This is a genomic window from Microcoleus sp. FACHB-672 (assembly GCF_014695725.1).
GTDB lineage: Bacteria > Cyanobacteriota > Cyanobacteriia > Cyanobacteriales > Oscillatoriaceae > FACHB-68.
Genome location: NZ_JACJOU010000024.1, coordinates 16010 through 42556 on the forward strand (window position 1 = coordinate 16010; position 26547 = coordinate 42556).

16 protein-coding genes and 1 pseudogene are annotated in these 26547 nt (G+C 48.3%); 10 read left to right on the forward strand and 7 right to left on the reverse strand.

The features are described 5' to 3' along the window. Positions 1-88 precede the first annotated feature (88 nt). The 4 genes from H6F56_RS19475 to H6F56_RS19490 all read left to right on the forward strand — a co-directional run bounded on the left by H6F56_RS19475 (position 89) and on the right by H6F56_RS19490 (position 4100). Positions 89-931: a DUF6816 family protein gene (locus tag H6F56_RS19475; protein WP_190671479.1), complete on the forward strand. Its 843-nt coding sequence runs from the start codon at positions 89-91 to the stop codon at positions 929-931. Between the two features lie 238 nt (positions 932-1169). Further along, complete coding sequence (locus H6F56_RS19480; protein WP_190671481.1) at positions 1170-2255, forward strand: DUF262 domain-containing protein; 1086 nt, start codon at positions 1170-1172, stop codon at positions 2253-2255. Next, entirely contained in the window at positions 2242-2970 is a 729-nt protein-coding gene (locus tag H6F56_RS19485) for an MAE_28990/MAE_18760 family HEPN-like nuclease (protein ID WP_190671484.1), read from the forward strand. Before H6F56_RS19480 ends, H6F56_RS19485 begins: the two co-directional genes overlap by 14 nt. Positions 2971-2981: 11 nt before the next feature. Continuing rightward, positions 2982-4100, forward strand: a complete 1119-nt coding sequence (locus tag H6F56_RS19490; protein ID WP_190671485.1) for a DNA cytosine methyltransferase — start codon at positions 2982-2984, stop codon at positions 4098-4100. A gap of 182 nt (positions 4101-4282) precedes the next feature. Here the strand turns inward: H6F56_RS19490 and H6F56_RS19495 are convergent, their stop codons facing one another. The 3 genes from H6F56_RS19495 to H6F56_RS19505 form a co-directional block, all read right to left on the reverse strand. Next, positions 4283-6442, reverse strand: a complete 2160-nt coding sequence (locus H6F56_RS19495) for an MASE1 domain-containing protein (protein WP_190671487.1) — start codon at positions 6440-6442, stop codon at positions 4283-4285. Positions 6443-6910: 468 nt separating this feature from the next. Further along, positions 6911-7618, reverse strand: a complete 708-nt coding sequence (locus tag H6F56_RS19500; RefSeq protein WP_190671490.1) for a pentapeptide repeat-containing protein — start codon at positions 7616-7618, stop codon at positions 6911-6913. 62 nt (positions 7619-7680) lie between these two features. Next, a complete protein-coding gene (locus H6F56_RS19505) occupies positions 7681-9354 on the reverse strand; it encodes a GspE/PulE family protein (protein WP_190671511.1) in 1674 nt (557 codons plus the stop codon). A gap of 537 nt (positions 9355-9891) precedes the next feature. Between H6F56_RS19505 and cysH the strand changes: the two genes are divergently transcribed. The 3 genes from cysH (at position 9892) to sbcD (ending at position 12756) form a co-directional block, all read left to right on the forward strand. Next, on the forward strand, positions 9892-10623 hold the full coding sequence (gene cysH, locus H6F56_RS19510) for a phosphoadenosine phosphosulfate reductase (RefSeq protein ID WP_190671491.1): 732 nt from the start codon (positions 9892-9894) through the stop codon (positions 10621-10623). 205 nt (positions 10624-10828) lie between these two features. Beyond that, positions 10829-11401 (forward strand): Uma2 family endonuclease, encoded by a 573-nt coding sequence (locus H6F56_RS19515; protein WP_190671493.1) that lies wholly within the window; start codon positions 10829-10831, stop codon positions 11399-11401. Positions 11402-11409: 8 nt separating this feature from the next. Next, positions 11410-12756, forward strand: coding sequence for an exonuclease subunit SbcD (gene sbcD, locus H6F56_RS19520; protein WP_190671495.1), 1347 nt, complete (start codon positions 11410-11412; stop codon positions 12754-12756). A 202-nt stretch (positions 12757-12958) separates the two neighbouring features. On the opposite strand, the gene H6F56_RS19525 is transcribed toward sbcD, so the two are convergent. Then, positions 12959-14602, reverse strand: coding sequence for a Ppx/GppA phosphatase family protein (locus tag H6F56_RS19525; RefSeq protein ID WP_190671497.1), 1644 nt, complete (start codon positions 14600-14602; stop codon positions 12959-12961). Positions 14603-14812: 210 nt separating this feature from the next. On the opposite strand from H6F56_RS19525, the gene H6F56_RS19530 reads away from it, so the two are divergent. From H6F56_RS19530 to H6F56_RS19540, 3 genes are all read left to right on the forward strand, one after another. Continuing rightward, positions 14813-15697 (forward strand): 4-hydroxybenzoate solanesyltransferase, encoded by an 885-nt coding sequence (locus tag H6F56_RS19530; RefSeq protein ID WP_190671499.1) that lies wholly within the window; start codon positions 14813-14815, stop codon positions 15695-15697. Between the two features lie 81 nt (positions 15698-15778). Further along, on the forward strand, positions 15779-16276 hold the full coding sequence (locus H6F56_RS19535; RefSeq protein ID WP_190671501.1) for a TIGR00725 family protein: 498 nt from the start codon (positions 15779-15781) through the stop codon (positions 16274-16276). Further along, positions 16273-16809 carry a glutaredoxin family protein gene (locus tag H6F56_RS19540; protein ID WP_190671503.1) on the forward strand — a complete coding sequence of 179 codons (537 nt, stop codon included), beginning with the start codon at positions 16273-16275 and terminating at the stop codon, positions 16807-16809. Before H6F56_RS19535 ends, H6F56_RS19540 begins: the two co-directional genes overlap by 4 nt. An 84-nt stretch (positions 16810-16893) precedes the next feature. Here the strand turns inward: H6F56_RS19540 and wecB are convergent, their stop codons facing one another. From wecB to H6F56_RS19555, 3 genes and pseudogenes are all read right to left on the reverse strand, one after another. Beyond that, the gene (gene wecB, locus H6F56_RS19545) at positions 16894-18021 is read right to left on the reverse strand and encodes a non-hydrolyzing UDP-N-acetylglucosamine 2-epimerase (RefSeq protein WP_190671505.1); all 1128 of its coding nucleotides are present in this window, start codon (positions 18019-18021) and stop codon (positions 16894-16896) included. A 435-nt stretch (positions 18022-18456) separates the two neighbouring features. Next, on the reverse strand, positions 18457-26124 hold the full coding sequence (locus tag H6F56_RS19550) for a DUF4347 domain-containing protein (protein WP_190671507.1): 7668 nt from the start codon (positions 26122-26124) through the stop codon (positions 18457-18459). Between the two features lie 49 nt (positions 26125-26173). Continuing rightward, positions 26174-26547, reverse strand: a pseudogene (locus H6F56_RS19555) (hypothetical protein); the annotation flags it as partial.

Here is a 26547-nt window from a genome sequence, read left to right on the forward strand (position 1 = left end):
CCTCGCCTGTGGTGAATTACCACAGACTCGCCCAATGCCCCATGCCCCATGCCCAGGAGTTTTGAGGGAAGTCTTTAAGCCCTAAGTTATGAGAATTATTTGGAATTTGTGCTTAATTTTGCTTTTGTCGCTCTGGGGGGCTGCCGGCGCGACGGCTGGGCCGCTGGCTGAGCGGATGGCGCAATTTCCTGATTGGCAGAATAAGCCGCCGGTGAAGGCTGCTCAAGGAGATTTAATCTATCCAGATTGGATGGCAGGAACTTGGCGCGTTACCAGTACGCTGGTAGATACCGTGGCACCTTTGGCACCGGCTCTTGTCACGCCTGGATTTGAGGGGAATCGTCAGTATCTCAATCAGCCGGTGACCTTTCCTGTGCGGTTTGTAGGGGAAATCTCCCTAAAGCGCCGCACCCTTAATGCAAATCTTTTCACACCATTATTTAATACTTTAGTCAATAAAAATTTAACGCTTCAACCCGCTACAACAAAAGGGCAAGCTGTCAAAACCGGCCCTGTGGTTGCAGATAGAGCCTTCAATGGGTTAAGTATCGCACGAGCCTATTTGGGTGAGAGCGCTGTCTCTAGTGTCAAAGTCGATCCTGATTCTCCCAGCCGGCAGATTACTCAACTGCGAGGCGGAAGTCAGCTCGTTTCAGTCGTTACAGGTCGAGCAAGTGAGACACCGGCAGCTGATCAATTTATAGCCACTGAAGTCAGCCAGCAAGTGTTTCGAGGCGGGACAACGCTTTACTTCAACGAAGTGGAGACAACTACATCCTATCAGCAACAGTCCTTAGAGATGCCGCTGATTCAAGCACAACAGGTCAGCGCCATCTATTTATCACCCCAAGATCCAGACTACTTTGCAGCCAACGGACGCCCTGTAGCGCTTTATCGCTATAATTTGGAACTATTGCCGGCAGCAGATTAAATTGGTATTAGCAGGTGATGCAGTACGAAATAGAATTTGGTGATCGCTATTTTGCGATGAGTGTCAGTTAGTTATCAAGAATACTTTGAAAGGAAGTTGGGGCAATATCAGCAGAAGAATCAGAGCAGACCAGTAAAAGTAACTTTGTCTGCCTGCACTTGCCGACTGATATGAGTTTTGCTTACCCACAATGTTCATCAACGAGGTCATTCAATGAAGCATGAAAGGATATTCAAAGATGAGCGACGAGAAACAATCTAAGTTCACTGATGACCAGGTTGCCGCTGCCGAAGAGCAAATCGTTGAGCAGTCGAAAAGAATTGAATTCTACATAACAGAATTTTCTGTTGAGCTTCTGGCTTCAAAGATGCAAAATGGGGATTTCGAGGTTCCAGATTATCAACGCGAAGACACTTGGGAGGATTGGCGTAAGTCCCGGTTCATTGAGTCACTTTTAATGGGGCTTCCGATCCCTTTCCTCTTCTTCTGGGAAAGCCCAGCAACAGGTAAGCTCGAAATTGTTGACGGATCACAACGCTTAAGGACGATTGAGGCGTTCCTTTTGGGCGACTTTGCTCTAGGTACGTTAGAAGAGATGACACTGCTATCCGGATTTAGATTTATAGATCTCCCTGAATCTCGGCAACGAAAAATCAAGAACCGTTCTATTAGAGGGATCGTACTCAATGAGCACGCCGATGAGGCAGCACGATTTGATCTTTTTGAGCGAATTAACACAGGAAGCAAAATAGCGAACAAAGCTGAGGTGCGTCGAGGTGCCCTGGGAGGGCTTTTCCAAAAGCTTGTTGTCTCGCTTGCCAAAGAATCACTTTTTGAGGAGCTTGCACCTGTTTCAGATAAGCAACTTAAGGAGCGAGAGAGGGAAGAACTCGTTACACGCTTTTTCGCTTATAGCGACGGTCTTGAAGGCTATAAGGACAGACCATCTGAGTTCCTATTCCAGTATACGAAGAAGATGAACGCCCATTTTAAACAGCACCCGGAGGAAGTTAAGGTCTATGAGCAACGGTTCAAAGACACCATGAAATTTGTATCACGCAACTTCCCGTGGGGCTTCCGCAAAACAGCTAGAGGTAAAGCATCGCCACGATCACGTTTCGAGGCTATCGCTATTGGAAGCTATCTCGCCCTGCAAGAAAGACCTGAAATAGCTAACCTACCAATCCAAGTCGAAGAATGGTTGACCAATGAAGAGTTTAGGGATGTGACTGGGGCAGACGGTGCGAACGCAATAGGCAGACTAAGAAACCGTATCCATTTTGTTCGCGATCATCTACTCGGAGTTGAGGATGGACGATTTTAGTCAAGCTTTTGAAGAGCGACTACAGGAGATTGAGGCTTACCTTGAGTTACTTGAGTCCTTAGAAGAGCAAGTGCAACAAGGACCCCCACGAATCGGGCAAGAGGGACCTACGATCACTGTACAACAGCAGAGAATCCTCTATTCGAGTGTTTACCTACAGCTCTACAATCTTGTAGAGTCAACTGTTACTCGGTGCATAGAGGCCATAACTAAGGCGGTTGGTAATCAAAGCTGGCGACCTAATGACTTGTCCATTGAGTTACGCCGCGAGTGGGTGCGTGCTGTGCAACGCACCCATACTGATATCAACTATGAAAATCGCCTGGAATCTGCATTGAACCTTTGCGATCACTTAATGCAGGCGCTTCCGATATCAACCTTTGAAGTTGAAAAGGGTGGCGGTGGTAATTGGGACGATGAGGAGATTTACAAACTTAGTAAACGTCTAGGCTTACCCTTAAACATAAGTTGTGAAGCTAATCGTGCTGTCAAACAGCCCTTTCGGGATGGCAAAGGCGCACTTTCCCTGATCAAAAGTCTTCGGAACAAACTCGCACACGGTAATCTATCATTTGCTGAATGTGGTGAGAATATCACTGCTCACGATCTCCGTAAACTAACAGACCAAGTTGCTCTGTATATGAGAGAAGTTGTAACTTGCTTCAAATCATCTATGGATGCTCATGAGTTCCTACTGCCAGAGCGGCGGCCTTAAAAAGCAAAGCCATGAATCTAGATGCAACTGTCCTCAGCACTCACATAGCTAATGAGCCTCATCCTGATAGGGGGAGTGCAGCGATTAGCTGCGTTGATCTATTTTGCGGTTTGGGCGGTCTTACGCACGGACTTATTAGAGGAGGTATTGAGGTTGTTGCAGGCATTGACATCGATCCGCAATGTCGCTTCCCATACGAGAGCAACAACGACGCGGTTTTCATCAACCAGGATGTAAATGATCTTTCTGGTGCGGAGCTTTCAGAGATTTTTGGGGATAGGAAATTACGGTTGCTGGCGGGCTGTGCCCCCTGCCAACCATTCTCGACTTACAGTCGCAAAGGACGTAAGGAGCGCCAAGACACCAAATGGGAACTTGTATCCGACTTCGGTCGGCTGGTACGGGAGACTCAACCCGATTTCGTCACAATGGAGAATGTACCGCAGCTCCTAGAGCATGAAGTTTTCAAGGAGTTTTTGAAGGAACTAGAAGGCTATGCGACCTGGTGGAGTGTTGTCGATTGTGTTCAATATGGCGTTCCACAGACTCGGAAACGGCTTGTGCTGCTAGCGTCCCGATTGGGAGCAGTGGAGTTACTCCCTCCCATCTCTTCTACAGAGTTCTGCACAACTGTGCGTGAAGCGATTTCCCATCTACCCGCTTTAGCAGCCGGATGCTGCGATCCAAATGATGCACTTCATGCCGCGCCCTCACTAAGTGAGCTGAACCTTCGCAGAATTAGAGCATCAAAACCCGGAGGTACATGGCATGATTGGGATGCTTCGCTGATAGCACAATGTCATCGCAAGATATCTGGACAGACTTATCCTAGTGTGTATGGTCGTATGGAGTGGGATTCCCCGGCCCCAACGATAACAACCCAATGCTTCGGCTACGGAAATGGTCGGTTCGGACATCCGGAACAGGATCGTGCAATCTCTCTTAGAGAGGCCGCTATCCTTCAGACCTTTCCTGAAAACTACCGCTTCCTAGCTCCTGGCGAGCCTGTCCGTTTCAGCAAACTGGGTCGCTTAATCGGAAACGCTGTTCCTGTCCAAATTGGCGAGGTAGTGGCGCAAAGCCTGCTCGCTCATGTGCAGAAGTATGATAGGTGGCTGACCTTAACCTAACTGTGCGTTAAGCGTACTTGGTTCAGCTTCTTTACCAAGCGCACGGTTCCGACGTTGCCGGCACATTACGCTCTCATCTGTAGCTTTTATAAAAAATACCCGCATTTGCAAAAACCTCTTTATTTAAAAAAAGAGAAATATAAAAAAAGGTGACTGCATTGGTATCCGATAGCCTAAAATTATCAAACATTTGAGTTTGACCGTGAAGGCTGAGAATTGGATTCTATTTGCGATTCACTTAGCTTCACCGGCAGCCAAATTGTAAACGTCGATCCATGACCCAATTCACTGCTAACTGTAATATCTCCCCCCATCATTTGGCAAAACTTTTGGGTAATCGTCAGTCCCAGTCCTGTGCCGCCATAATTGCGAGTTGTCGAGTTATCCGCTTGGGTAAAAGGCTGGAACACCTGAGCACTTTGCTGCGGAGTCATCCCAATGCCGGTATCGGTGACAGAGAAAATGATCCAAGGCGAGGGAGAATTTGAACCGGCCAAGTTATGAGAAAGTGAGGGAGCAAAAGATTGCAGATTCTCTCCTACCCTTCCATTATCGCGTTCAACGGCTTTGTAATTCAGTTCCGCTGCCGTATCTACTGTTAGCGTAATTTTCCCCTGCTTAGTAAACTTAGCCGCATTACTCAGAATATTGAGCAGCGCTTGCCGAACCTTACTCAAATCAAGCTGCATTGAGCCAATATCATCAGGACAATGAACCGTAAGTGTATTGGCATTTTTGTCTGCTAGCGGCTGAATGGTAGTAACAACTTCCCAGATCAGCGTCGATATTTCAAAAGTTTCTACATGAAGCGTCATGCGTCCCGCTTCAATCTTAGATAAATCCAGAATATCGCTAATCAAAGAAAGCAGTTGTTTGCCGGCAGAATTAATTTTCAATAGGTCTTCAACAAATGCGTCCTCACCGGCATCTTCGGCTTCCTCTTGGAGCATCTCACTGTAACCAATAATTGCATTCAGCGGCGTCCGCAACTCATGACTCATATTCGCCAAAAACGCACTTTTCGCACGGTTGGCTTCTTCAGCAGCTTCTTTCGCCAAACGGAATTCTTCGGCCCGTTGGCGTTCTGTAATGTCCTGAACCGTGCCGGTGAGACGAACTGCCTCTCCTACCTGGTTTAGAATAATTTCCACTTGCTCGTGAACCGTACGTTGAGTGCCATCTGAGCGCACAATTCGGTAGTCAATACTGTAAGGTGTTCGCTCGTTCAATGCCTGACTGAAAGACTCACTGACCAACGATTGGTCATCAGGATGAACTAATTGCAAAAAAGTCTCGTGTGCAGGGCGAATCGTACCGGGAGAAAATCCGACCAGGCGATAAACTTCATCTGACCAAGATAAATGCTGTTTCATCAAGTCTAAGTCCCAGTTTCCCACTTGAGCGATCCGCTGAGCATTCGCCAAACTCGCTTGATTTTCCCGCAGCGATACCTCCGCACGCTGGCGGCCGGCAATGGCAGCAGCCAAAACCAGAGAAGTCAGAGCAAGTACCGCTGTAAAGGCTTGTAAAGTCAGAATCGCCTCGCCGTTATTGCTCGTATGCTTGAGGAAAGGGCCACTTTCCCTGGCGACACCCCACAGGGCAAAACCAGAAAAAATCAAGTTAGCGAGAACCGTTCCCCCCTGGCCAAATCGCAAAGCCCCCCACACCATAAATGGAAACGGCAGGTACTCAAGGGGATAGCTGGCAATATACACCCGCGTTCTCGAACAGAAAACAATCCAGCCGATGCTCAACAGAAGACAGAGCCAGCTACTCACTTCAATGAGGTAGCCAAAACGTTTAGGGTCGGGCCACTCACGCCATTTGAGTAACAGGGGCGTCAAAATTGCGACACCCATCACGCCTCCTACCCATACACTCCACCACAGTGACTCAAATTCGGCCCAGGGTTGGATGCCGGCTAAGCACAAGGTTAATGTATCGAGGCTAGCATTGATGAGCATCGATACCATTGCGCCCGAAAAGAGGGAAACCACATCTCGCGGGCGTTCAAATGAAGGGCGAAACCCCATGCGGTTGAGCAGCTTTAACCCGGCTACCGCTTGCAAGGCACTGCTGGCGCTGATGCCTAAAGCCACAACCCATGAGGCACGGCATGAGAATGCAAAGAAAAAAGCACCCAACCCAACCCCAGGCCACAACCGTTCTCCGTGGACGAGAAGGGCTGCTAGGGCAATACCGGCAGGCAATCCCACGGGCGACGCCAACACATTCATTCCCGGAATTTTAGTTGCGAGAACTGCCGCGCCAAAGTAAACCGCAGTGAGAACACCCACCGAAATCAAATACCGCCACTGCCGGGTCTGGAGCCAGGTCATATCTATTTACAGTTCCCTATAATTTGAGCGAGGAACCTTTTTTTTCCGCGCCAAAATGCACCCGTTATTTCCCAATCTTATTAATACCTCTATAAAAATTGCTCTGGATAGGGTCGCTAAATTTGGATTAATTTTTAGGTGAAGGCTGCTAAATAGAGAGTCCAGCAATTTTAAACATTACGTCTGAAGAGGGGGCCACAGGCGAGGATCGGGTGCTGCACCACGCCCCTGAGATGGGGCAAGGCTGCGCCAACCGAAAGGTCGTGTGTTTATGAATGACCGTGCTTTTAGCCCCTGGATTTGCCTGTGCCGGCCACCTGAATATGCACCCTCACTGGAAAACTCTCCCCTGTAGGGATAGAGCATCCAAAATATTATCGCCGATATGCTTGACGATTGCTTCAGCGTTAATACTTCTCTTAACTCCTGTGTTGAGAATGAAAAACAAGCGACCGAAGGACTAGAAGACTATCCTGGGTTCATTGTGCCATCGGGCATCGTTGCGCCATTCATCGCGGCACCGGCTAGATTTGTGTGGTCGAGGATGGCATCTGTTAAATTGGCATTCCACAGGATCGCTTTGACTAATTTTGTGCCGCTTAAGTGTGTGCGAGTTAAGTCTGCACTTGTTAAATTTGCCTCGCTTAAGTCTGCACCTGTTAAATTCGCTCCCGTTAAGTTGGCTTTTTGCAAGATCGCTGAGGTGAGTTTGGTGAAGGTGAGATGGGTGCCGGTCAGATTTGCTTCCGTTAAATCTGCACCGGCAAGGTTGGCTTTATTTAAATCTGAGCCGGTGAAGTTGACAAATTTCAAATTTGCACCGGCAAGGTTGGCACTGAACAGCCGTGAGCCAATAATTTGCATTTGTGCCAGCGATAACCCACCCAAGTCAGCGCCGGTTAAATCTGCGCCGATTAGGTTTGTCTCACAGAATTTTGCCTGAGTGAATTTGGCCCCGATCAGACAGGCACTCGCTAAATTTGTGCCCACCAACTCTGCGCCAAAAAGGTTCGCGCCGGCTAAATTTGTCCCCACTAAGAAAGCGTGATTAAGTTTTGCCCCAGCAAGATTTATGCCGGTTAAATTCGTGACTCTCAGATCGGCTCCGCTCAGGTCTACCCCGCAGAAATTCCTTTCCCCGCCGACATATCGTTTTAGAAGTTCTTCACTTTTCATGAATTGTCTGTATTTTACACAAAATAAGCTTTGCAGGAGCTTGCTATGAAGATTAATAACATTTAACTTGCTATTCCAGGCTCAATGCCGGCGGCTACAACGGTTCCCCCTTTACGTCGCAAGGCGCTACGGTGCAGCACTCGCAAAACTTCTTCCACCGTTGTAATGCCGGTTGTCACTTTGTCTATAGCAGCCAACCGAAAGGATGCAAACCCACTTTGATTGAGGTAACGGTGCAGTTGGGTCATTGTCCCTTCATAGATTAGCTGTTGCACCATCTCATCAATATCCAAAATTTCTACAATCGCTTCACGCCCCAAATAGCCCGAACTAAAACAATTGGCGCACCCCCGCCCCTTGCGCCAGCTATCTGGCTTTGCCTGATCTCGTTCTAAGCCCAGCACTTGCAAATCTTCATCGCTGGGGATATAAGATTCACTACAGTGGGGACAAACGCGACGCACCAAGCGCTGGGCAACGATTCCTAACAGGGCATCACTAATCAAACCGGGATCAGGGCCAATATCTTTTAAACGGGGAATGGCACCAACCGCATCGTTGGTGTGCAAGGTGGTAAAGACTAAGTGGCCGGTAAGGGCTGCCCGGATGGCTGTTTCGGCGGTTTCTTGGTCACGAATTTCCCCAACCATGATAATGTCTGGATCTTGACGCAAAATTGCCCGCAGGCCGGCGGCAAAGGTCATGCCGGCTCGTTCGTTGACTTGGGTTTGCGTGATCCGGGGCAAAACGTATTCTACCGGATCTTCGACTGTGACGACGTTCACATATTCTTTAGCAACTGATTGCAAACTGGTGTAAAGTGTGCTTGTTTTTCCAGAGCCGGTCGGGCCGGTGAGGATGATCATGCCTTGGGGCTGGCTTAACCAATTTTTGAAAGTCGCCAGGTTTTTTTGAGAAAAGCCTAAGTCTTCCATATTGGAAAATGGGTTCTGTTGGGGTAATAACCGAATCACGGCTTTTTCCCCGCCCACACAAGGCAGGGTACTGACGCGCATATCTAAACCCACTTCATCTTGACCGGCAGCATAATTTTCTCCGATCCGCCCATCTTGAGGCCGCCGGCTTTCCGCAATATCCATATTGGACATAACTTTAATCGCGACAACCATTTGCCGGCTAATTTCGCGCGGCAAAGTTGTAATATCCCGCAGCACACCATCAATGCGATAGCGTACCTTTAAGCCTTCTTGCATCGGTTCTAGATGAATATCGCTAGCCCGATTGCGTAATGCCCCAGAAATTAACGTTCTAATCCGCCCGATTTGGTTAACTGCTTTGGAGAGATAGATTTCGGTGGTTTCGCTGAGATCTTCTCTCTCTTCTTCGCCGGTGAGGGGATTCACCAAAGGGGCGGAACTAATGCGGTTGGGATCAAGCTTTTGTGTGTGATACCAAGAGCGATAGCTTTTGTCGTCAATTGGTATGATTTTGATGTTGCTGAAGGTGCGTTCGCTGAGATAGTCCATCTCTTCATTTAAGACTTCTACAGGACTGCCCAAATAGTAACAGTTGCGCCACAGCAGCAAGGGAATCACCGGCGGCAACTGTTTTCTGTCAGGAAATTCTCGAAAAAAGCGATAACTAACTTCTCGATCAAGCAGTCTCAGGTTAAGCAAACCGTTTTGATCGACCAGCAACCGAAGTGCTTGTTCGCAAGTGATCACCTGATTTCTAAGCTGTTGCCAAGCAGATTGGATAGCTGGAGAAGTTTGCATAGGGGTTGCCGGCATCGGGGGCGGTAGTGCTGATTGTCAGGATAACAGAAAGCTTACGGGCTGTTGATTTAACGGCAGATTGGAAGGTCAATTTGCTGCCGGCAACCCCTATGGGAGGGTATTATTTTTAAATATCGGCATTTTTGCTCACTTCTTTAGTCAAACTCTGCCTTAAGCAAGCTATACTCCCTTTTAAGTTAGGCTATCGCAGCCATGCCCAATGCCCCATCCCTCGCCTGTGGTGAATTACCACAGACTCGCCCAATGCCCCTACCTTTAGTAGTAGCGGATTTCTACTAATTTTCATTAAGTGCGTGAGATTGAAAACCTGTAGTTCCAAATATAGAAACACTACTGGTTAAAAATATCATGCGAGTTTTTTGCAAAAACTTTAAGAATCAGATCCTTACACTGTAGATGATTTGAGGCGATTTCGGGTGTTGCGCTTAAAATACGGATACCCGATCAGGTTATGTGCCTTTATCGGCTACAATAAAAACTGTAAAAAATGTAAGCAGTTGAGAGTTAAAAGCAAGCATGGTCTGCTCCGAAGAAGTTCAAATTCAAACTTCCTCTCTTGACCTGGATGAACTCAACCAGAGATTTGAAACAGCCCACCCAAGAGAGATTCTCGCCTGGTGTATCAGAAATATTCCGACAGGACTGGTGCAGACCAGTGCTTTTGGAGTCAGTGGTATGGTGACGATGGATATTCTATACCGCGAACTCAAACCAGAGCCGCCCGTGCCGGTGCTGTTTCTCGATACGCTGCATCATTTCCGCGAAACCTTAGAACTTGTTGAAAACTCCAAGAACCTCTACAACTTGGATCTGAGAGTCTATAAAATTGAGGGCGTAGATTCTCGCGAAGCCTTTGCCGAAGAGTACGGTGAGGCGCTGTGGGACAAAGACGTTCAGAAATTTCACTACATCACTAAAGTTGAACCGCTGCAAAGAGGTTTGGCAGAACTCAACACCGTCGCTTGGCTGACCGGCAGGCGGCGAGATCAAGCAAGCACTCGCACCGTGATGCCGGTGTTTGAGCGCGATATTAAGCATCGGATTAAGGTGAATCCTTTAGCCAACTGGACACGCAACCAGACTTGGGCTTATGTGATGGACAATAACGTTCCTTACAATGTCTTGCATGACCGAGGTTATGGCAGCATTGGCGATGAACCGCTGACAACGCCAATCGCAAAGGGCGAAGATGAACGTGCCGGTCGGTGGCGTGGCTCAGCGAAAACTGAGTGTGGAATTCACATTTAGGCCGGCAGTCATAATAAGAAAAACCCCGCCCTTGCTGTTAAGTTGGGCGGGTTTTTTTCTTTTATTCTATTGCTAACCCCGTTGAACCAAGTGCCGGCAAGCTAGAATAACTATTTATAGAATCAAGCGATAGCAGTCCTGTGCCTGAAAACCTTGGAGTGCCGGCATCTTGTCCGCTACAACTCTGATAACCTAAATTAACCAAATGAGTGTTAGCAAAAGCTCTTTCTACATTTCCCCAGAACTTTATTTAGAAGGAGAACGAGAAAGTCCTATTAAACATGAGTACCGGCAAGGTCACGTCTTTGCAATGACAGGGGCTAAAAAACCACATATTATTATTGCCGGCAATTTAGTTACCCTATTAAACAATCATCTACGCGACACGCCCTGTATTGTTCTTACCTCTGATATAAAAGTTAGACTTGAAGCGGCAAATTGCTATTACTATCCTGATGTAGCAGTCAGTTGCGATGAGCAAGATACTACTTCTACTGAAGACTTTATTCTTTTTCCGTCTTTAGTGGTTGAAGTGCTATCTCCCTCAACAGCAAGTTTTGACAGAGGTGAGAAATTTGCTGATTACCAAACTTTACCCAGTTTGCGAGAATATGTACTGATCAACCAATCTGAGATGAGGGTGGAGTGTTTTCGCCTGAATGAGTTGGGAAGTTGGGTGTGTCAAACTTATGAAAAAGGGGATGAAGTTTACTTAGCAAGTGTAAATTTTAGTTGCACAATTAGCGAAATCTATCAAAAAGTTCCTGGCCTCCTGTAAGTGAGACAATGATTAAAATTCTGCATTTATCAGATATTCACATGGGGAGTGGTTTCTCCCACGGACGGATCAACCCAGAAACGGGATTAAATACACGATTAGAAGATTTTGTCAAAACATTGTCCCGATGTATTGATCGAGCGCTGACAGAGCCTGTGGATTTGGTGTTGTTTGGCGGGGATGCCTTTCCTGATGCCACTCCTCCTCCTTTTGTGCAGGAAGCGTTTGCCAGCCAATTTCGCCGGCTTGTTGATGCCCAAATCCCCACGGTATTATTAGTTGGCAATCACGATCAGCATTCCCAAGGACAAGGCGGCGCGAGTCTGTGCATTTACCGCACATTAGGAGTGCCTGGGTTTATTGTGGGCGATCGCTTGGAAACTCACCGGATCGAGACAAAAAGTGGGCCGGTGCAAGTGATGACGCTGCCTTGGCTGACACGCTCAACATTAATGACACGCGCGGAAACAGAAGGATTGGCACTCTCAGATGTTAACCATTTATTGATTGATAAACTGCGCGTGGTTCTGGAAGGGGATATCCGGCAGCTCGATCCAGAGGTGCCAACGGTTCTGCTGGCGCACTTGATGGCAGATAAGGCGGAATATGGCGCAGAACGGTTTCTGGCTGTGGGCAAGGGTTTCACGATTCCGATGTCGATGCTGATTCGTCCTTGCTTTGATTATGTGGCTTTGGGACATATCCATTTACACCAAAACCTTAATCCGTCTAATGAACCGCCTGTTGTTTATCCCGGCAGCATTGAACGGGTGGATTTTAGTGAGGAAAAGGAAGATAAAGGCTATGTGATGGTGGAGATTGAGCGCGGCAAGACAAAGTGGGAGTTTTGTGCGCTGCCGGTGCGGAAGTTCCAAACGATTCGGGTTGATGTGTCTGAGTCAGCCGATCCCCAGGCAACGTTGCTCAGTGCGATCGCGAAAAAAGACATTAAAGATGCGGTGGTTAGGTTAATTTATCAGGTTCGGTCTGAGCAGCTTGATCGCATTGATAATACGATGTTGCATGGCGCACTCGTCGAGGCGCATAACTATACGATTCAACCGGAGCTAGTAAGTCAGTTAGCTCGGCCTCGTTTACCGGAGTTGGGTTCAAGTGCGAGTATCGATCCGCTGGAAGCGCTGAATGCTTATTTGGGCAGTCGGGATGATTTGAGGGATATTAAGGTTGAGTTGTTAGAAGCGGCGCAAAATTTGTTGGCGGGGGAGGAGATATGGTTGGAAACGGCTGAGGTTGAGGAAAAAAGTCAAGCCATAGAAGTGGGAGAATTGGAAGTTTCAGTGAGTAATGAGAAGCTGCCGATTGATGATGGTGATCGTCAATTGCGTTTGCTTTAAGGTAGAAAAAGGTTAGTAATTTTAGACTTCTTGTGGGTGTTGAGGTTTTTGTTTATTAACCGCAGATGATAGCGCAGCGTGCCGCAGGCATACGCAGATGATAGCGCAGCGTGGCGTTAGGCATACGCAGATGATCATGTCGCTTGCCGGCACGTCTGTGTGTTTACAAGTGATCTGTTTCAGGTGATCAAGTAATAACCGGCTAATTAGCAATAACCGACGCTGAAAGTAAGGTTGCGACCAATTTAACGCCGTATTCTGCTTCAAAAACGTCTTTCTTATAATCCAAACTCCAGCGCTCTAAAATACACTCATCGTCTGGGTTTGCCGGCTGCAACCACAAATGAAGTTCCTGAAATTCATGACTGTATTCGCAATTGACGCGTTCGACTGCACCAATTTGCCGACGATCTAGTGCGACAGCTAAGCGGAGTAATGCGCTGAGTTGGCTTACCATCTGCCGATATCTTTTAGTCGGCAAATTGCGGTAATTATCATGCTTTTTCTTAGGAGCGCTTTTGCGATGGTAACGTGCTAAATTCGCAATCACTTCTATCTCGGTTTCTGTATAGCCGAGAAGTTCACTATTGCGAATTAGGTAATAAGAGTGTTTATGGTGAGAGGAATGGCTGACATGAAGACCGCAGTTGTGTAAGATGCCGGCAGCCCAAAGCAGTTCGCGTTCTTCTATACCCCAGTTGTGAAGAATGCCTTGGGTTTGGTCAAATAAACTGAGGGCAAATGTTGCGACTCGTTCACTGGCTTCTAAGTTGACTTGGTATTTTTGGGCGATTTTAAAGGTATTACGTTCGCGGACTGAGCTTTGATAGCGCAGCCGATCTTCTATCAAGCCGTGGGTGAGCATCCAATCTACGATGACGCCTTCACGCAGGGAACGCTCGCAAATGGTTAGGGATTCCATGCCTAACAGGGTCATGGCTTCTTGTAAAATTAGGGCACCGGCAAGGATGATTTCTGACCGGCGATCAGACATCCCTGGAATCGCTAATCGTTCTGTGTAGGAAAGCTTCCGCAGGCGAGTGACTAACTCTCTGAGGTCTTTCAGGCTCAATTGGTAGCCGCTGAGGGGGTTGGGCACCATCCCCAGTTTTTCACGGGCGTTAATTGTAGCCAACGTTTCAATCGTGCCGGCTGTCCCCACTAAACGAGGGTACTCACCGGGCAGCAATTGGGCGCGTAACTCGTCTACCGATCGCTCCAGCGTCCCCCGCACATAGGCTTGCAGGCACTGAAACTCTGGGTTGCTGATGGGATCTGTGGTGATAAATTCTGCCGTGAGTCGCACCGCGCCTACTTTGGTGCTGCTGAGAGAGCGAGGTTCGTGGCCATCGCCTAAAATTAATTCGGTTGAACCGCCGCCAATGTCAATAATGATGTGGGGTTGGTTGTTAAATTCCATCCCCGACAACACACCGAGATAAATTCTCCGGGCTTCTTCTTGCCCAGAGATTAAACTAACGGCTAAGTCTAATTGTTCTTCGATTTGTGCTAAAAAGTCTCTGCCGTTGGGCGCTTCACGCACAGCGCTGGTGGCAACGGCGATGGTGGTTTCGGCATTCAAGCTTTTGGCGATTTCTTGAAAACGCCGTAGGGCTGCGATCGCACGTTTCATCACCGGCTGTTTGAGATCGCCGGTTTCCAGGCAGCGATCGCCCAAACGCACTGTTTCTTTCTCTCGGGCGATAATGGTAAATGCAGGCAGCGCCGGTTGAATCCGCACTACTACCATGTGGAGCGAATTGGTTCCTAAATCAATGGCAGCGATAATGCGGTCTTGCTCCATTGAAGAAGCAGAATTTTTCACGAACGGAACTGTATTGACCATCCCAATGTATCTAGGGTTACAACCCCAGCCCAGACCTCCAGAATAAAGATATCTTATACAGGTCATAGGTGATAGGCAAGAACCGGCAAAACTGCAATAGGCTAAAATCTTCCTTAATTAGTTGTGGCAAAATAGCCTGCAAGCTGTGTCTCTCAATCGCGCCACATTGCCTAAATATATAGTTAAGCCGCTCATTTATCAGTTAATGCAATGCTGACGACACAAAAACGCCAACCTGAAGCCATCTGGCAAAGCATCTTTCGATTGTTGAGGTGGGACAAGCCGGCAGGACGGCTAATTTTGATGATTCCCGCCCTCTGGGCTGTGTTTTTGGCGGCACAGGGAAAACCCCCGATCCTGCTGGTGGGCGTGATTATGTTAGGAAGTTTAGTCACCAGTGCTGCCGGCTGCGTTGTTAACGATCTGTGGGATCGAGATATTGACCCAAAAGTTGAGCGGACGCGACAGCGCCCCCTGGCTTCGAGAGTGCTCTCGGTGAGAGTGGGGCTTGTGGTTGCGGTGGTGGCTTTTATTTGCGCCGGCATTCTTGCCCTTTATCTCAATACCTTCACCTTCTGGCTGTGCGTAGCTGCCTTGCCAGTGATTATTATCTACCCCCTGACAAAGCGCAAATTTGCGGTGCCACAACTGGTGCTATCGATTGCTTGGGGTTTTGCTGTCCTCATCAGTTGGAGTGCCGTTGCCGGTCGCTTAGAATCGGCCACTTGGGCGCTTTGGGCGGCAACGGTTCTCTGGACTTTGGGATTTGACACCGTTTACGCCATGAGTGATCGCGAAGATGATAGACGCCTGGGGATCAACTCCAGCGCCCTATTTTTTGGCGATTATGCTGCTGAAGCGGTGGTTTTATCCTACGCTGGTGCCTCGGCTTTTCTGGCAATTGTCGGCGGGATGATGCACCTGCGGATTGGATTTTGGATCGCTTTATTTGTGGCTATCGGCTGGTGGGGTTGGCAATACAGCAAACTCAGACAAGACAACCTCCCCAAGTTAGTTTACGCTCAGCAGTTCGGCCAAAATGTCAAAATAGGTTTTATTCTACTTGTCGGCATGATTATTGGTTCTGTGTTTTAACCAGAGGTTTTTACATCAAGGACGCAAAGTTCAGATTTTTTTTGCCTGAAACTTTGCGTCCTTTTGCCTTAAAAAAGTTTGATGAAAAAAATAGTTATTGGGGTGATGGGACCCGGTGCCGGTGCAACGGCAAACGATCTGCAAAATGCAGGTGAACTGGGCAAATTAATTGCTGAAAAGGGATGGGTGCTGCTCACCGGCGGCAGGGATGCCGGTGTGATGGATGCGGCTTCTATGGGTGCAAAAAAGGCAAACGGTTTGACGATTGGTATTCTGCCGGCAGAAGATTGCAGCCATCTCTCTGAGGGGATTGATATTGCCATTGTCACCGGCATGGGCAGCGCCCGTAATAATATTAATGTTCTTTCTTCAGATGTGATCATTGCTTGTGGGATGGGTGTCGGCACGGCTTCAGAAATTGCCCTTGCCCTCAAAGCCAACAAAAAAGTTATTTTATTAAATAACCACGCCGAAAGCCAAGTTTTTTTCCAAACTTTATCACAAGAAAACGTTATTGTGGTTACTACGGCTCAAGAAGCCATTGAACTTACTAGCGAAATTCTCTCAAATTTACAATGAAATTAACTAAATTCCAACTTTTTTTGAGTGGCGTTACAGTCAGCCTGCTGACTTTGACAGGTGCGGTGGGAGTTTACGCAAATGTCCAGAAAATAAACGCCGCATCTAGTTCTAGCAGTGAAGAAACAAACATCTTGGCGCAGGATTCCCCGCGTCGGGAGGAACCGTCAAAGGGAGAAGAAGGGCCACCAATTACCACGACTTCCGGGCCGGCAGAAATAGCTTTAGCACGCCATCTCAAAAGTTTAGATGCCAAATTCTATGGGGCTTATTGGTGTCCTTACTGCCACGCCCAAGAGCAACTTTTAGGCAAAGAAGCATTTGCTGAAATCAATTACATTGAATGCGATCCTAGAGGGAAAAACGCTCAGACTGAGGTTTGCATGGCGGCTAACATTAAGGGATTTCCGACTTGGGAAATTAACAATAAATTCTATTCGGGTTTGCAATCGCTGGATAAACTTGCTGAGATATCGGGTTATCAAGGAGATCGGAATTTTCAGCACTCATTCCCGCCGCGAAGAGGGAAATAATCTTGAGGGGAATGGCGCATGGGGTATAGGGAGAATATAAGCAGCCACAACCTCATCTCAGACTGAGAATTTACCACTCAGCACTCAGGACTCAGCACTTACTTGAAAGTAGTTTTCCACAATTTGCACGATGCGTTCGGCGGCATGGCCATCTCCGAAAGGATTAACAGCCGTTGCCATTGCTTGATAAGCAACCGGATCGCCTAGCAATTCCTTGGCAGCACCGGCAATACGATCACAATCGGTGCCAACCAGTTTAGCCGTGCCGGCAGCGATTGCTTCGGGTCTTTCTGTGGTTTCTCGTAACACTAAAACCGGCTTACCCAATGCCGGTGCTTCTTCCTGTAATCCCCCAGAATCCGTCAGCAGCAAATAGCAGCGCTGAATCGCTCCCACAAGCTCTGCATAATCTAAGGGTTCTGTTAAGAAAACTCTGGGATGCCTGCCCAAAAATGCTTGTAGCGGTTCTCTAACTGTGGGATTGCGGTGCAGAGGCAACAGCAAAGCCGTATCCTCAAAGGTATCTAAAATTTGCAGAAATCCTTGGGCAATACCTTCAAGCGGTTCTCCCCAGTTTTCCCGCCGGTGAACGGTTGCCAGCAGTGTGCGGTATTTATTCCACTCTAAACCGGCAATCTCGCAAGCCGGTTGCCGCTTCGCCACGGTTAGCAGCGCATCAATGACGGTGTTGCCGGTTTGATGAATTTCACCCGTCACGCCTGATCGATGCAGGTTTTCAACCGCAAGGGAAGTGGGGGCAAAGTGCAGTTGCGCTAACTGGGAAATTAAGCGCCGGTTCGCTTCTTCTGGATAGGGATTTAATAAATCATCGGTTCGCAAGCCGGCCTCTACATGACCGATAGGGATTTGCTGGTAAAAGGCAGCCAGGGAGGCAGCAAACGCCGTCGTGGTATCTCCTTGCACGATTACGAGTTGGGGCGCATTCTCTTGGAAAAAGGCTTCTAGTCCCTGTAAACTACGGCAGGTGATATCGGTGAGGGTTTGCCGGTGTTGCATGATAGCCAGATCGTGATCGGCTTTCAAATCGAACAGTTGCATCACCTGATCGACCATTTCTCGATGCTGGCCGGTTAAAACCACCCGCGTATCAAAATAGGGGGAACGCTGAAATTGCTGGATCGCCGGTGCTAGTTTAATCGCTTCAGGACGGGTTCCCAGAGTGATACAGACTTGAATAGGAAACTTGGGCATTGCAGTAGATTTGACAAGTTTGAGACAGGGTGATTGCCAGCGCAGCTATATAAATAAAGACCACCTGCGCGATCTTAAGAATTGTAGCCGGCGCTGACGGATGATTAAAATCGCCTGGGATATTTAATCCCACAATTCACCCCTGCATTCAGGAACTTCTGCCTTAGAAAAATTTGGGCTGGATATTTTTCTGTAACTTGATTCGTTTCGTTTATGGCATTTTAAATTTTTATTTTATAAAATTTTTCACAGCAAGCCGGTGGAAAAGATAATTTTAGAAAAGCTTTTAATTTTTATTTCCTCAAATTTAACCAGTATTATGGCAGTTTTCACTTAAATGGAGGTGTTGACGTACCAGGAGACTTTCCGGTTGGAAAGCCCCTATAGAGATAACTACACACCTGAATTAAATAGCAACAGACGCCATTTATCTAACTACACTTGGGCAAAATTATTGACAGTGATCAAGCCGGCTTGCACACCACTTAAAGAGGCTAACAATTCATCACCGGCAAGAATTAAAGTGACATTATTACTCGAAGAAATCGTGAGATTCTCGAACGTTAAACCGGCACTTAAACCCAGCAAATCTTCCCCATCCGTAAAATCGGCAATCGTATCACTGCCGGCACCAGATTTCAGCACAAAACGATCACTGCCCTCCCCGCCGGTTAAGATATCGTTACCCAAATCACCCTTGAGTACATCATCGCCATTACCGCCAGTCAGGAAATCATTTTCCTTACCACCACAGAGGCTATCATTCCCATCGCCACCATTGAGGGTATCACTCCCTTGATTGCCATAAAGCGAATCCTCACCCAATTCCCCATTGAGCAAGTCATTGCCAACATTGCCAATTAACGTGTCATTATCCTTACCGCCGTAAAGACTATCATCGCCTTCACAGCCATCCATAATGTCATCGCCGGTATTGCCAAAGACACTATCATTCCCCTCGCCGCCACACAGGGTATCATTGCCAATATCACCGAGGAGAATATCATCACCCTTCCCCCCTTTAATGATGTCGTTATCCTTGCCGCCAAAAATCGTATCATTGCCCTCGCCACCGGCAATAAAATCAGCGCCAACATTGCCGAATAATAAATCGTTGCCGACACCGCCAAGAATCGTATCGTTCCCGATATCACCTAAGACAACATCATTGCCATTTCCGCCTAACAAAGCATCATGATCTTTGCCGCCAAAAATAGTATCGTTGCCATCTTCGCCATCAATAAAATCATTGCCTTTGTTGCAGAATAGCAAATCATTGCCGGCACCACCAAAAATCGTATCATTGCCGAGATCACCTAAGGCAATATCATCGCCATCGCCGCCTAATATACCATCCGCATCTTGACCGCCAAAAGCGATATCATTGCCAACACCGGCATCAATGAAATCCGTGCCAATATTGCCAAAGAGTAAGTCCTGTCCTTCACCGCCATACACATTATCATTGCCATTCATAGCAATAATAATGTCATCACCGCTTTCCCCATAAAAGGCTTCACCGGCAGCGCCTCCGACAAAAGAATCTACACCGTTGCCGCCAGTGAAATTGCCTTCAACAACATTGGGAATGATGCTGCCGGCAACTAAATTTGGCGTGGGGAAAAGATCACAAAGACAACTGGTATCGATAGGTGTGGGAGTGGGTGCGGGTGCCGGTGCCGGCGTTGGCGTAGGATTAGGAGTTGGTGCCGGCGTTGGCGTAGGATTAGGAGTTGGTGCCGGCGTTGGGTTAGGAGTTGGTGCCGGTGTGGGTTCAGGTGTCGGAGTGGATGTGGGAGCACTCACCGCCAAATTAAAGCGATCACCAGCAGAAGCACCGGCAGTATCTGATGCAGTCACCAAAACATCAAACGTTACTGCCGCACCTTCAGGAGGTGTCCCTGAAATCGTGCGTGTTTGTGCATTAAAACTCAACCATGCCGGTAAGGGACTGCCATCTGCCAGCGTCAACGTATAAGTCAGCGCATCCCCATCCGCATCAACAAACGTATTTTCCGGGAACGTATAACTAAAGACTGTTCCCGCCGTTGCTGTACGATCTGAAATTGGCGTTGCCACTACCGGCGCAGTATTTGGGGTAGCGCTAACCGTTAAAGTCAACACATCACTAACCGTTGCTACACCATCTGATGCCGTTACTTTTACATTAATTGCGCCTAAATTATCCGCTGCCGGTGTTCCGGAAAACGCGCGGGTTGTCGGGTTAAAGCTTAACCAACTTGGCAAAGCACTGCCATTTTCCAAACTGGCACTGTAAGTGAGAATATCGCCATCAACATCGGTGAATGTAGTGTCTGCAACTGTGAAATTAAAGGCGGTATTTTGCATCGCACTTTGATCAATAATTGCTGTTGATAACGTTGGCAGATCATTAACCGCATTAACCGTTAAACTTATCGTACTCCCTGTTGTCGCATACGCCGTGCCATCTGAACCATTCCAATTAAAAGTAACCGCTCCATTAAAATTAGCATTCGGTGTAAAACTCAAATTATTGAGTTCCGCAATCGCAATTTCTTGATTAACCGTTACCGCAGCGCCGGCTAAACTTAGCGTGCCATTTTGAGGTAGCGAGGTGAGTTGAATCTTCGCTAAACTTTCGACATCTAAATCTCCAAAGGCGTTAGTAAAATCAGTTGCAGAAAATACAAGGTTCGTATCTTCATCGCCTTGTTTAACCACCGTACTGACAATCGGCAGGTTATTAACATTATTGACGGTGAGGTTAACACTCGCAGCAGCCGTTGCGTAGGTGATGCTATCAAACGCATTCCAAGTAAAACTGGTTGTGCCATCAAAATTGGCGTTGGGAGAAAAGACAAGATTTCCTAAAGCCGTTGCTTCAATTTCTTGATTCGCTGTGACAGAGACGCCGCTGAGTTTGAGGGTTCCATTCGTGGGAAGCGAGGTAATTTTAACGAGCGCTAGCGGGTTGTTATCTGCATCGATAAACTGGCTGGTAAAGTCGCCTGCAGTAAACGCAATGTCAGCATTTTCATTCCCGACTTTAGCAATATTCCCTAAAGTTGCCGCGGTGTTAATTACATCAACTGCCAAACTAACATTTGCGCCGGCAGTTGCATAAGCTGTGCCATCAAAGCCATTCCAACCAAAAGTGATAACTCCAGAGAAGCCGGCATTCGGTGTAAAGGCAAGGCTTGCTAAAGCAGCGGTTTCAATTTCTTGATTCGCTGTGACAGCGACTCCGTTTAATGTCAGACTTCCATTACCCGGAAGTGAGGTGATTTGAATCTTGCTGAGCGGATTATTATCTAAATCTCCAAAGGCACTTTGGAAGTCAGCGGAAGCAAAAGCAATGGCAATGCCGGCACTTCCGGTTTTGCTAATTGTACTAACAACCGGCAAATCATTTATCGGGTTGACAGTTAAGTTGATTTGTGCATTCGTTGCGGAATAACTGGTGCCGTCAAAACCATTCCAACTTAAGCTGAGGGTGCCGTTAAAATTGGGGTTAGGCATGAAGGTTAAACCGGCTATTTCGGCAACGGCAATTTCTTGATTGGGTGCAACAGAAACTCCGTTTAAGGTGAGATTTCCCTGTGCCGGCAGTGCGGTAATTTTGATTTTGGTGAGGCTGTCGCCGTCAGCATCCGTAAAGGCGCTGGTGAAGTTAGCGGCTGTGAAGGAAATGGCGGTATCTTCATCGCCTGATAGGCTGATATTACTGAGTGCCGGCAGATCATTGATGGGATTGAGTGTCAGGTTAACGGTTGCACCGGCAACTGCGTAAGTGCTGCCATCAAAGCCATTCCAATTAAAACTGGTGCTGCCGGTGAAATTTGCAGATGGAGTGAAAGATAGATTGCCTAAAGCCGCAAACTCAATTTCTTGATTGGCTGTGACGGCAACGCCATTTAAGCTGAGTGTGCCGTTAGCTGGCAAGGTGGTAATTTGAATTTTGGTGAGGCTGTTGGCGTCAACATCACTAAAGGTGCCGGTGAAGTCAGCGGCAGTGAAAGAAATAGTAGTATCTTCTTCTGCAACTTTGGCAATATTGGTGACGATGGGTGCGTCATTAACGGGGGTGATATTGAGGTTGACGGTGGCGTTGGTAGTGGCGTAAGCGGTGCCGTCAAATCCATTCCAGTCAAAGCTAAGGATGCCGTTAAAGTTGGGGTTGGGAGTGAAGGTGAGATTGCCGAGATTAGCAGTATCAATTACTTGTGCGGCGGTGACAGCGACTCCATTTAATATCAGGCTGCCACTGCTGGGTAAGGAGGCAATTTGAATTTGGGTTAAGCTGTCGCCGTTTGCATCCGTAAATGCGCCGGTGAAATCAGCAGCCGTGAAGGTAATTGCGGTGTCTTCACTGCCGGGTTTGCTGATATTAGTAACTGTAGGGGGTTGGTTGGCGTCGGTGATATTAACAGTGACAGGATTAATGACGAGTGTGGTGAGATATTCACTAGCGGCACTGTCACTGATAGTGTGGGTGATGGTGCCGGCATGGTTATTTTCTACGACATTATCATTAATGGCTCGTACGGTGATTGTTTGAGCGCTGGTGTCGGTACGACTGAAGGTAATACTGTTAGAAAATGTGGTGCCATCTAGACTGATTTCGGTTTGGGTGTCGGCGGTGGCGGTAATTTCTACGCTGCCGGTGGGAATTGTATTTAAGGCGATTGTGTAAGTGTCTGTTGCGCCAGTTTCGGTAACTGAGGTGTTACCGGCAGATTGGGTAATTGTGACGCCGGCAGTGTCGTTGTCGGTGTTGCTGGCAGAAACTGAGGGGAAGATTAATGCGCTGTATTGGGTATCAGTGCTGGAAACAGTGCCGGTGATTTGATAGGCAACATTGCCATCGACAACATTATCATCAATGCCGGTGAGGGTAACAGTTTGGGGGGTGTTCCAATTGGTGGAATTGAATGTGACGGATGGAGTGACTGTGCCTTCTGCATTGTTGCTGCTGGTGAAGGCAATGGTGACATCAGTGCTGGGTTGGGTATTGAGTGCAACGGTAAATGTTGCCGTTCCCCCGGCTTCACTGGTGTTGAAGGTAACCTCGACAGGGGTGATGATAAAATCTGCCGTGTCATCATCGGTGATAGTAGTAGTAACAGAAGTAAAGTCGGAATCGGTTGCTGCCTGAAAACCGGCAGGTGCAGTTGGAGAAGAAAGAGAAACTAGGATCTGTTCGTTCTCTTCATCGGCAACATCGCCTAAGACATTTAAGGTGACGGTTGCAGATGTCGCATCGGCAGCAAAGTTAACGATATTTCCGGTTAAGCTAATGCCGGTGCCGGTTGCTGAGGCTAGGGTGTAATCTGTGTTATTCGTAGCGGTGCCGGCTAAGTCAAGATTGACGCTACTAACTTGATCTGTACCCCCTGTACGGGTGATGGTATAGGTAATCGGGGTGGTGCCGGTGTTTCCTTCCGCGACTGTGGCGTTGTTGCCTGTGATGGCATACTCGATGTCGTTATTGCTGTTGCTGGCAGAAACTGAGGGGAAGATTAATGCGCTGTATTGGGTATCAGTGCTGGAAACAGTGCCGGTGATTTGATAGGCAACATTGCCATCAACCACATTATCATCAACGCCGGTGAGGGTAACAGTTTGAGGAGTGTTCCAGTTAGCAGATGTGAAGGTGACAGATGGAGTGACTGTGCCTTCTGCACTGTTGCTGCTAGTAAAGGCAATCGTGACATTAGCGGTAGGTTGGGTATTTAACTGAACCGTAAAACTTGCTTGTCCCCCGGTTTCTGTGGTGTTGAGGGTGACACCGGCATTCGTGAGGGTGAAGCCTGCCGTATCGTTATCGGTAATTGTTGTAGTGACAGGAGTCGAGTTGGGGATTATTGCTTGAAAACCGGCAGGGGTGGTGCTGGGAGTCAGAGAAATTTGTATAGTTTCGTTCTCTTCATCCACAGTATCGCCTAAGACATTTAAGGTGACGGTTGCAGATGTCGCACCGGCAGCAAAGTTAACGATATTTCCAGTATTGGTAATGCCGGTGCCGGTGGCTTGTAAGTTGTTGTAGTCGCTGCCGTTAGTGGCAGTTCCCCCAAAGCTCAGCTCGACGCTGCCGGCGACATCAATGCGTCCGGCACGAGAGATTGTGTAGGTGGCGTTGGTTGTGCCGCTGTTTCCTTCTGTAATGATATTTGAGTTTTGAAAGAGGAAATATGCGATATCGTTATCTTCAATGGTTAGCCTAGCCGTGTTATTTGGCGAGGCGGCGATGCTGTAGCCGGTGCCGGCGGCGAGGGTGAGGTCAACGGTTTCGTTGAAATCGAGTTGGGTATCGTTAATGGGACTGACATTTATTGTGGCGGAGGTTTGACCGGCAGCAATCGTCACAGCTCCACTTAAAGTGGTGTAGTCTGTGCCGTTGGTTGCACTGCCGGCAATAGTGTAATTAAGGGTAGTGGCGCTCGATGCGGCTCCGCTGAGAGTGACAGTAAAAATGCCAGGGTTTCCGCCTTCTGTAGCAGAAGTGCCGGCGCTGATGCTGGCGGTGGGAAGTTGTAGGTTTATCACCCCATAAACGTCCTCGTTATCTGCTGCAACACCAGAAGTTATGGCGTTAGTGTTGACGTTGTCGGCAGCGTTATTGCCGCTGAAGTTGGGCAGGCTGCCGACAGCATTGACGGTGGGGAGGCTAGAAGGCATTCCCTGGTTATTGCCGTTGGTGTTGGTGACAGATAGCATGGCAAAAATGGCTCCACCTTTACCTTGGCCGCGGCCGGTGCCGCCGGTGGCACTGTTGTTAGTGAAGGTTGTGCCGTTGAGGTTTAAGCGGCCGGTGCGAATAAAGATTGCTCCTCCCAAGCCGGCACCCCCGCCGCCGACGGCGGCGCCGCCGCCGCCGCCGCCGCCATTGCCGCCATTGCCGCCATTGCCGCCGCCAAAGCCGCGTAAGCCGCCATAGGTGCCATTGCCGCCGCCGCCACTGCCACCGCCGCCGCCGCCGCCGCCATTGCCGCCGCCGCCGCCATTGCCGCCATTGCCGCCACTGCTGCCATTGCCGCCATTGCCGCCAAAGCCGCCGCCATAGCCGCCGCCGCCGCCGCCGCCGCCGCCAAAGCCATTGCCGCCATTGCCGCCATAGCCATTGCCGCCAAAAAAGCGGATAAAGCCGGCGCCAAAGCCGCCGCCGCCGCCATTGCCGCCATTGCCGCCACTGCTGCCATTGCCGCCATTGCCGCCGATTGCAGAGTTGTTGGAGAAGCCGACATTACTGAGCGTTACCGTTCCGCCATAAATGAATAATCCGCCTCCCATACCGGCAGCACCGGCACCGCCATTTCCACCTTGCGCTCGGCCTCCCGTAACACGAAGGTTGGAGAAGCTGACAACCCCCGACCTCACAAAGAAGGGGCGCACATCACCGGCATCATTATTGCCGCTATCATTGGCATCCCCACTGACGATATTATTATTGCCAATGATGTTGATATTGCTGTCAATTGCGATTTGCGGGCTACCTGTGAGTCTGACACTGTTAGATAGGGTAATCGTGTCATCTCCTGCCATGTTATTCGCTTGCAAAATTGCCCAGCTTAAGGTGCCAGCAGTATTGCCGATTCCGTTGTCGGTGGCAACCGTAACCGCAAAGTCTGCCAGGGCATACTCATAAGCATCCATCGCTTCCGCAGAGAAAGGAGTTGCCGTTTCAATGCTGCCGATGGCGATTTCTAAATCCCAATCTGCCCCAAGTGCGCTGCTGCCGGTTTTGTTATTAGATGCCGCAATATCCGTGCCGGTAACTTGACTCAGTTTCTGAACAAAATTCAGGCCGGTATCTCCAGAAGCCACATCACAGCCATACAGCAATATATCGCCATCTTCTGTTAAAGCGTTTCCCCAGCTTTGTAGTTGGCTGAGGCTTTCACTATTGAGTGTGTCGGAACCTAGTTTTAAACTCCCTTCGCTGCCGTGCGCGATTAGATGCACCGCGTCCAAGCTGACTCGGTTCTCTAAAATTTCGCTGATTTGCTCAATGTCGCTTCTTTGACTGTCTAAAATCACAATCTCAGCGTTTGGTGCTGCGCCTTGCAAGAGGCTTTGGTAATTTTGAACGGTGGAATCGACGAAAATAATTTGGTTAGGCATTTTAGGATAATTTCTTGGGGAAGTTATTTGATTTAAAACAGAGCGAAACTTAAAGCGCGTCCGCTAATTCTGCGTTAGAAACCGTTGCTTTTGGTTTGGCAATAATCGTGCTGGCGCGGCTGCCGGTTAATTCTGTCCAGAATGACAAGCTGTTATATCGTTCAAATAAGTCGGGTGGCAAAACCGTTTGACGCGGTTTAAATTCGACTTGAGAGCGCACTTTATGTAAGCCTTTGGTATTCAGGCTGAGGTCGAATTCAGGTTCGTCATACTCAACATTTTTAAAATCATGCTCAAAGTATTCTTCTCTAATAAATTGGTAAATCAGGTCAATTGTTTTGTCTGGATTTTGGGCCAATAAATCGTACTCCACCAGCAGCAATGAGCTACTTTCTTCACTGTAAAATGCTTCTTTCAGAGCGC